The sequence below is a fragment of the Sphingomonas bacterium genome (assembly GCF_903643065.1).
Classification (GTDB): Bacteria; Pseudomonadota; Alphaproteobacteria; order Sphingomonadales; family Sphingomonadaceae; genus Sphingomonas.
Genome location: NZ_CAHJWX010000164.1, coordinates 1 through 5640 on the forward strand (window position 1 = coordinate 1; position 5640 = coordinate 5640).

The following is a 5640-nucleotide window of genomic DNA, read 5'->3' on the forward strand; positions in this document are numbered from 1 at the left end:
GCGCGCCGGCGCGCAGCGGCAGCACCAGCGTCAGCGGCCCCGGCCAGAACCGCGCGGCCAGCGAGCGCGCATCGTCGTCGAACACTCCCAACGCCCCCGCCGCGGCGAGGTCGGCGACATGCACGATCAGCGGATTGAACGAGGGCCGGCCCTTGGCGGCATAGATGCGCGCCACTGCCGCCGCGTCGCCCGCATCCGCGGTGAGGCCGTACACCGTCTCGGTGGGCACCGCGACGATATCGCCCGACGCGATCAGCGCGGCCGCGCGCGCGATCGCGTCGGGGCCGAAGGGCAGCACGGTTGGAGCGGTCATCGCGAGCGGCTATAGGCACCGCGACAAGACGATACGAGAGGTTGCCGCATGGCCTACGCCGCCCCCACCGCCGAGCAGCGTTTCGCGCTGGAGCACAGCGCGGGCATGGGCCACCTCGCCGCCAGCGCGACGTTCGCCGCCGCGAGCGACGACGTGGTCGACGCGGTGCTGGCGGGGATCGCGGACTTCGCGGCCGGCGAATGGGCGCCGCTCGCCAAGGCGGGCGACACGGTCGGCGCGCGCTGGACCGATGCGGGCGTGGTGATGCCCGACGGCTATGCGAGGGCCTATCGCGACTATGTCGAAGGCGGCTGGGGCACGATCGGCGCGCCGGAGGCGTGGGGCGGCCAGGGCCTGCCCTTCGCGCTCCAGACCGCGGTGCTGGAGACGCTGGGCGGGGCGAACACGGGCTTCGCGCTCTGCCCGACGCTGACCCTCGGCGCGATCGAGGCGCTTGCGCACCACGGCAGCGCCAGCCAGCAGGCCGCCTATCTGCCGCGGCTGTCGACCGGCGAGTGGACCGGCACGATGAACCTGACCGAGCCGCAGGCGGGCAGCGACGTCGGCGCGCTGCGGACGCTCGCGTCCCCGCACGGCGACGGGACATGGAGGGTCCGGGGCACTAAGATCTACATCTCGTTCGGCGATCACGACATGGCGTCCAACATCGTCCATCTGGTGCTGGCGCGTACCCCGGGGGCGCCGGAGGGAACGCGCGGGATCTCGCTGTTCCTCGTGCCCAAGTACCGGCTCGACGCGGACGGCGAGCCGGGCGAGGCCAACGACGTGCGGGTCGTGTCGATCGAGCACAAGATGGGCCTCCACGCCTCACCCACCTGCGTCCTGAGCTTCGGCGACCGCGACGACTGCGTCGGCGAGTTGATCGGCGCGGAGGGCGGCGGGCTGCGCGCCATGTTCACGATGATGAACAACGCCCGGCTCAACGTCGGGCTGCAGGGGGTTCAGGTGGCGGAGGGCGCGAGCCAGGCGGCGGCGGCCCATGCGCTGGAACGCGTGCAGTCGGCGCGCGCGGGCGGCAGGACGCGCGAGTCGGTGCGGATCGTCGAGCATCCCGACGTGCGCCGGATGCTGATGCGGATGCGCGCGCAGACGCAGGGCGCGCGGGCGCTCGTCTACCACGCCGCCGGGATGGTCGATCGCGCGACGCTGGGGGAAGCCGGCGCCCGTTCGCGCCTCGAGATGCTGACGCCGCTCGCCAAGGCGCATGCGACCGATCTGGGCAACGAGGTCGCGAGCCTGGGCATCCAGGTGCATGGCGGCATGGGCTATATCGAGGAGACGGGCGCGGCGCGCTTCTTCCGCGATGCGCGGATCACGCCGATTTACGAGGGCACCAACGGCATCCAGGCGGCCGATCTGGTCGGCCGCAAGCTCAGCCTCGACAACGGCGCGGCGTTCGGCTCGCTGATCACCGACATGGCGGCGACCGCGGAGCATCCGGACCTGGGGGTGCTGGTAGAGACGTGCGAGGCGATCGGACGGCGGCTGGCGGGGGCGGACCATGACGACCGGCTGGCGGCGAGCTATCCGTTCCTGACGATGCTGTCGGTCGCGGTCTGCGGCTGGCTGCTGGAGGCGCAGGCGCGCGCCGCGCCGGCGACGCCATTCGGCGATGCCAAGCGCGCGACCGTCCGCTTCTACCTCGACCAGATCGTGCCGGAGGCGCTGGGGCTCCGCGCCGCGGCGACGGCGAGCGCCGAGGTGCTGTACGCGATGGCTCCGGAGGCGTTCGCGGCCTGACCCGCGGGCGCCGGTCAGGCGCGCTCGAGCAGCGCCGCCGGGTCCAGGCCGAGCAGCGTGATGTGCTCCACGATGCGCGGCCAGTAAAGGGTCACGAACCGCTCGCGCTCGGCGACGCGCAACCGCTCGGCCGCGCCCGGAAGCACGAACATGCCGACGCCGCGCCGCACCTCGACATAGCCGTCGGCCTGAAAGCTCTGATACGCCTTGGCGACGGTCAGCGGGTTAGCGCCATGCTCGGCGGCGAAGGCGCGCACCGACGGCAACTGGTCGCCCGCGCGGTGATCGCCGCGCAGGATCGCCGCGACGACCAGCCCGCGCAGCTTGAGATAGACCGGACTGTCGTCGCGGTTCAGACCCGTCATGCTGCCTTAATACAGCAATCGGGTGGAAGGTCCAGTCAGGCGGGCGTCCAGTGCGTCGCGACGCCTGCCATGTCGGGACGCGGCCGCTCGTCGAGCGGGCGGGCGGGCGTGCCGATGAAGAAGAACCCCGCGATCCGCTCGGGCGCGGCGCCGAACGCGTCCCGCACCATGTCCGAATAGGCGGCCCAGGTCGTCAGCCACCCGCCCGCGAACCCCATCGCATGGGCGGCGTGCAGCAGGTTCATGCCCGCCGCGCCGACGCTCAGTTCCTGTTCCCACGCCGGGATGTGGCTGTCCGGCCGCGGCGAGGAGAGCTGGACGACCAGCGCGGGCGCCTGGCGCGCGAACTGGTCGTTCGCCTCGACCTCCAGCCGGCCGGCGTCGGCCTTGCGCTCGGCATAGGCGCGGGCGAGCAGCGCGGCGAACGCGTCGCGCTGGTCCGCGCCCACCGTCACGAACCGCCAGGGCGCGAGCTTGCCGTGGTCGGGCGTGCGTGCGGCCACCGCCATGATCGAGGCGAGCTGGTCCCGGTCGGGGCCGGGCGCCACGAGGTCGCGCGGCTTGCCCGATCGGCGGGTGGCGAGCGCGGCGAGCGGCGAGGAGAGGTCGTTGAACATGCCGCGCCATGTAGCGCCGGCGACGGCCATTTACAGCCGGTCGCAACCCGCTACTCTCGCTCGCCACGGCCATGACGGCGCACCTTCAGGAAACTTCCTAATCTATGGTCGAAACCCCGACGGTGGACAGCCGGTTCGAGCCGGACATCGGTCATGTACGACCGCTCGCGGAAAAGACCTGGATCGGCCACCCGCCGCAGCTGCGCCGCCTGTTCGGAATCGAGATGTGGGAGCGGTTCGGCTTCTACGGCATGCGCGCGGTGCTGGTGATCTATCTCACCAAGCATTTCCTGCTGGCGGACCACGAGGCGAGCGGGATCGTCGGCGGCTTCCTGAGCCTCGTCTACCTGACGCCGGTAGTGGGCGGCCTGCTCGCCGACCGCTATCTGGGCGCCAAGCGGTCGGTGAAGTTCGGCGCGCTGGTGATGGCGGCGGGCTATTTCCTGCTGTGCTTCGGGGGCAGCCAGGCAAGCCCCTTCGCCACGATCGCGGGCCGGCGCTACGCGGTGTCGCAGGCGCCCGCCGCGACGGTGATGGGCACCAGCGCCGCGCCGCAGACGATCCGGATGGGCGACCGGGCGGGCGGCCAGGCGGGTGGGCGGGCGCTCGCGATCCACGGCCTGCCCGACGGATCGGTGCAGCTGCTCGACGGTGGCGGCGCGGTGGTGCGGACGGTCGCCCGCGCGGACTTCAGCGCCGGGGCGGAGCGGCCGCCCTTCTACACGGCGCTGATGCTGCTCGCGCTAAGCCTCGTCGTGATCGGCAACGGCTTCTTCAAGCCAAACATCTCGACCATCGTCGGATCGCTCTACGCCACCGGCGACCGGCGGCGCGACGCGGGGTTCACGATCTTCTACGCCGGCATCAACGTCGGCTCGATCCTGGGGCAGATCGCGCTGCCGTTCCTGGTCGACCATGTCGGCTGGTGGGCGGGGTTCCTCGTCGCGTCGCTCGTGCTGCTGATCGGCTATGCGATGACCAGGTTCGACGGCGGGCGGCTTGCAGGGCACGGCGAGCCGCCGGCGCTGGGGCGCAGGGACCCCGCGCTGCTGATCTATGCGTTGGCGATCGCCTCGGCGGCGGTCGTGTGGCTGGTGTTCCGCAACGTGATGACGGCGCCCGCGACGCCGGCGGGCAGCGGCCTGTGGGCCTATGTCCTAGCGATGCCGTTCCTGGGCAAAGCGCTGTTCGTGACGTTCCTGGCGGCGGTGATCGGCATCCCGGTCTGGGCCGCCAAGGCGGGTACCAAGGCGGAGTTCCAGATGATGGCGGCGGCGATCGTCCTGGTGGTGTTCAACGTCACCTTCTGGGCCTTGTTCGAGCAGGCCGCATCGTCGCTCACCCTGTTTGCAGACCGCAACACGGATCTGACGATCCTGGGCTTTCCCATGTCGGCGGCGGCAACCCAGCAGTTCAACTCGATCATGGTGGTCGCGTTCGCGCCGGTGATGGGCTGGCTGTGGGTGGCGCTCGCTGGGCGCGGGTGGGAACCGTCGATCCCGGTGAAGTTCGGGATCGCGCTGCTGCTGGTGGGCGCGGGGTTCCTGGCACTGGCGGCGAGCGGATCGACCGCGAACCCGGCGTTCCGCGTGTCGCTGTGGTGGCTGGTGCTGACCTATCTGTTCTTCTCCGTGGCGGAGCTGTGCATCTCGCCGGTGGGGCTGAGCATGATTACCAAGCTGTCGATCGCGCGGATCGTCGGCATGATGATGGGGGTATGGTTCCTGTCGATGTCGGTCGGCGAGTATCTGGCCGGCGCCGCCGCGCAGGCGGCCGCGGTACAGACGGTGGGCGGGCAGGTGACCAATCCCGAGCTCGCGCTCCACACCTATCTGGCGACCTTCCTGACCGGCGGCGAGCTGACGATCGGCGCCGGCGTCCTGCTGCTGGCGATCTCGCCGCTGCTCAGGCGCATCATGCACGGTGTGACCTGACGCGCGAGGAAGCCGGCACCGGAGACGCGCGCCCGATCCTGTTCTTCGATTCGGGGATCGGCGGCCTGTCCGTGGTCGCGCCCGTGCGCGCGTCGCTGCCGTCGGCGCCGATCGTGTACGCCGCCGACTCGGCCGGCTTCCCCTATGGCACGCGCAGCGAGGGCGAGATCGCGGCGCGTGTCCCCGCGCTGCTCGGGCGGCTCGTGGAGCGATACCGCCCGCGCATCGTGGTGATCGCGTGCAACACCGCCTCGACGATCGCGCTGGCGCACGTCCGGGCCGCGCTCGATGTGCCGGTGGTGGGGACGGTCCCCGCGATCCGGCCGGCGGCCGCGATCAGCGTCACCCGCGTGATCGGCGTGTTGGGAACCGAGGCGACGGTGCGCCAGCCTTATGTCGACGACCTCGCCGCGCGGTTCGCCGCCGACTGCACCGTGCTGCGCCACGGTTCGGCGGCGCTGGTCGAGATGGCGGAGGCGACGCTGGCGGGAGAGGCGCCCCCACCCGACCGGGTCGGGGCCGAGCTGCACGGCCTGCTGGGCCAGCCCGGCGGCGACAGGATCGACGTCGTCGTCAACGCCTGCACGCACTTCCCGCTGCTGGGGGACGCGCTGGCGGCGGTCGCGCCGGCGGGGATGCGGTTCGTGGAC

The 5640-nt window shown here is 71.8% G+C and carries 6 protein-coding genes; 3 read left to right on the plus strand and 3 right to left on the minus strand.

What is annotated here, in order from left to right:
* Positions 1-313, minus strand: a 313-nt coding sequence (locus HUU95_RS07150) for an L-threonylcarbamoyladenylate synthase (RefSeq protein WP_174279485.1), incomplete at its 3' end; no start/stop codon positions are given.
* Positions 314-361: 48 nt separating this feature from the next.
* Between HUU95_RS07150 and HUU95_RS07155 the strand changes: the two genes are divergently transcribed.
* Positions 362-2074 (plus strand): acyl-CoA dehydrogenase, encoded by a 1713-nt coding sequence (locus HUU95_RS07155; RefSeq protein WP_174279486.1) that lies wholly within the window; start codon positions 362-364, stop codon positions 2072-2074.
* Positions 2075-2088: 14 nt separating this feature from the next.
* Here the strand turns inward: HUU95_RS07155 and HUU95_RS07160 are convergent, their stop codons facing one another.
* Positions 2089-2439, minus strand: coding sequence for a GntR family transcriptional regulator (locus HUU95_RS07160; protein ID WP_174279487.1), 351 nt, complete (start codon positions 2437-2439; stop codon positions 2089-2091).
* 35 nt (positions 2440-2474) lie between these two features.
* Positions 2475-3056, minus strand: coding sequence for a nitroreductase family protein (locus HUU95_RS07165; RefSeq protein WP_174279489.1), 582 nt, complete (start codon positions 3054-3056; stop codon positions 2475-2477).
* Positions 3057-3160: 104 nt separating this feature from the next.
* Here HUU95_RS07165 and HUU95_RS07170 point away from each other — a divergent pair, with 104 nt between their 5' ends.
* Entirely contained in the window at positions 3161-4990 is a 1830-nt protein-coding gene (locus HUU95_RS07170; protein ID WP_174279488.1) for a peptide MFS transporter, read from the plus strand.
* Positions 4987-5640: glutamate racemase (gene murI, locus HUU95_RS07175; RefSeq protein WP_174279490.1), on the plus strand; the 654-nt coding region annotated here is incomplete at its 3' end. The genes HUU95_RS07170 and murI, both read left to right, overlap by 4 nt.

Excerpts from the sequence above, each read along its gene's own strand:
- HUU95_RS07155 (WP_174279486.1), top strand. The coding sequence starts at position 362 with ATGGCCTACGCCGCCCCCACCGCCGAGCAGCGTTTCGCGCTGGAGCAC.
- HUU95_RS07160 (WP_174279487.1), bottom strand. The coding sequence starts at position 2,439 with ATGACGGGTCTGAACCGCGACGACAGTCCGGTCTATCTCAAGCTGCGC.
- HUU95_RS07165 (WP_174279489.1), bottom strand. The coding sequence starts at position 3,056 with ATGTTCAACGACCTCTCCTCGCCGCTCGCCGCGCTCGCCACCCGCCGA.
- HUU95_RS07170 (WP_174279488.1), top strand. The coding sequence starts at position 3,161 with ATGGTCGAAACCCCGACGGTGGACAGCCGGTTCGAGCCGGACATCGGT.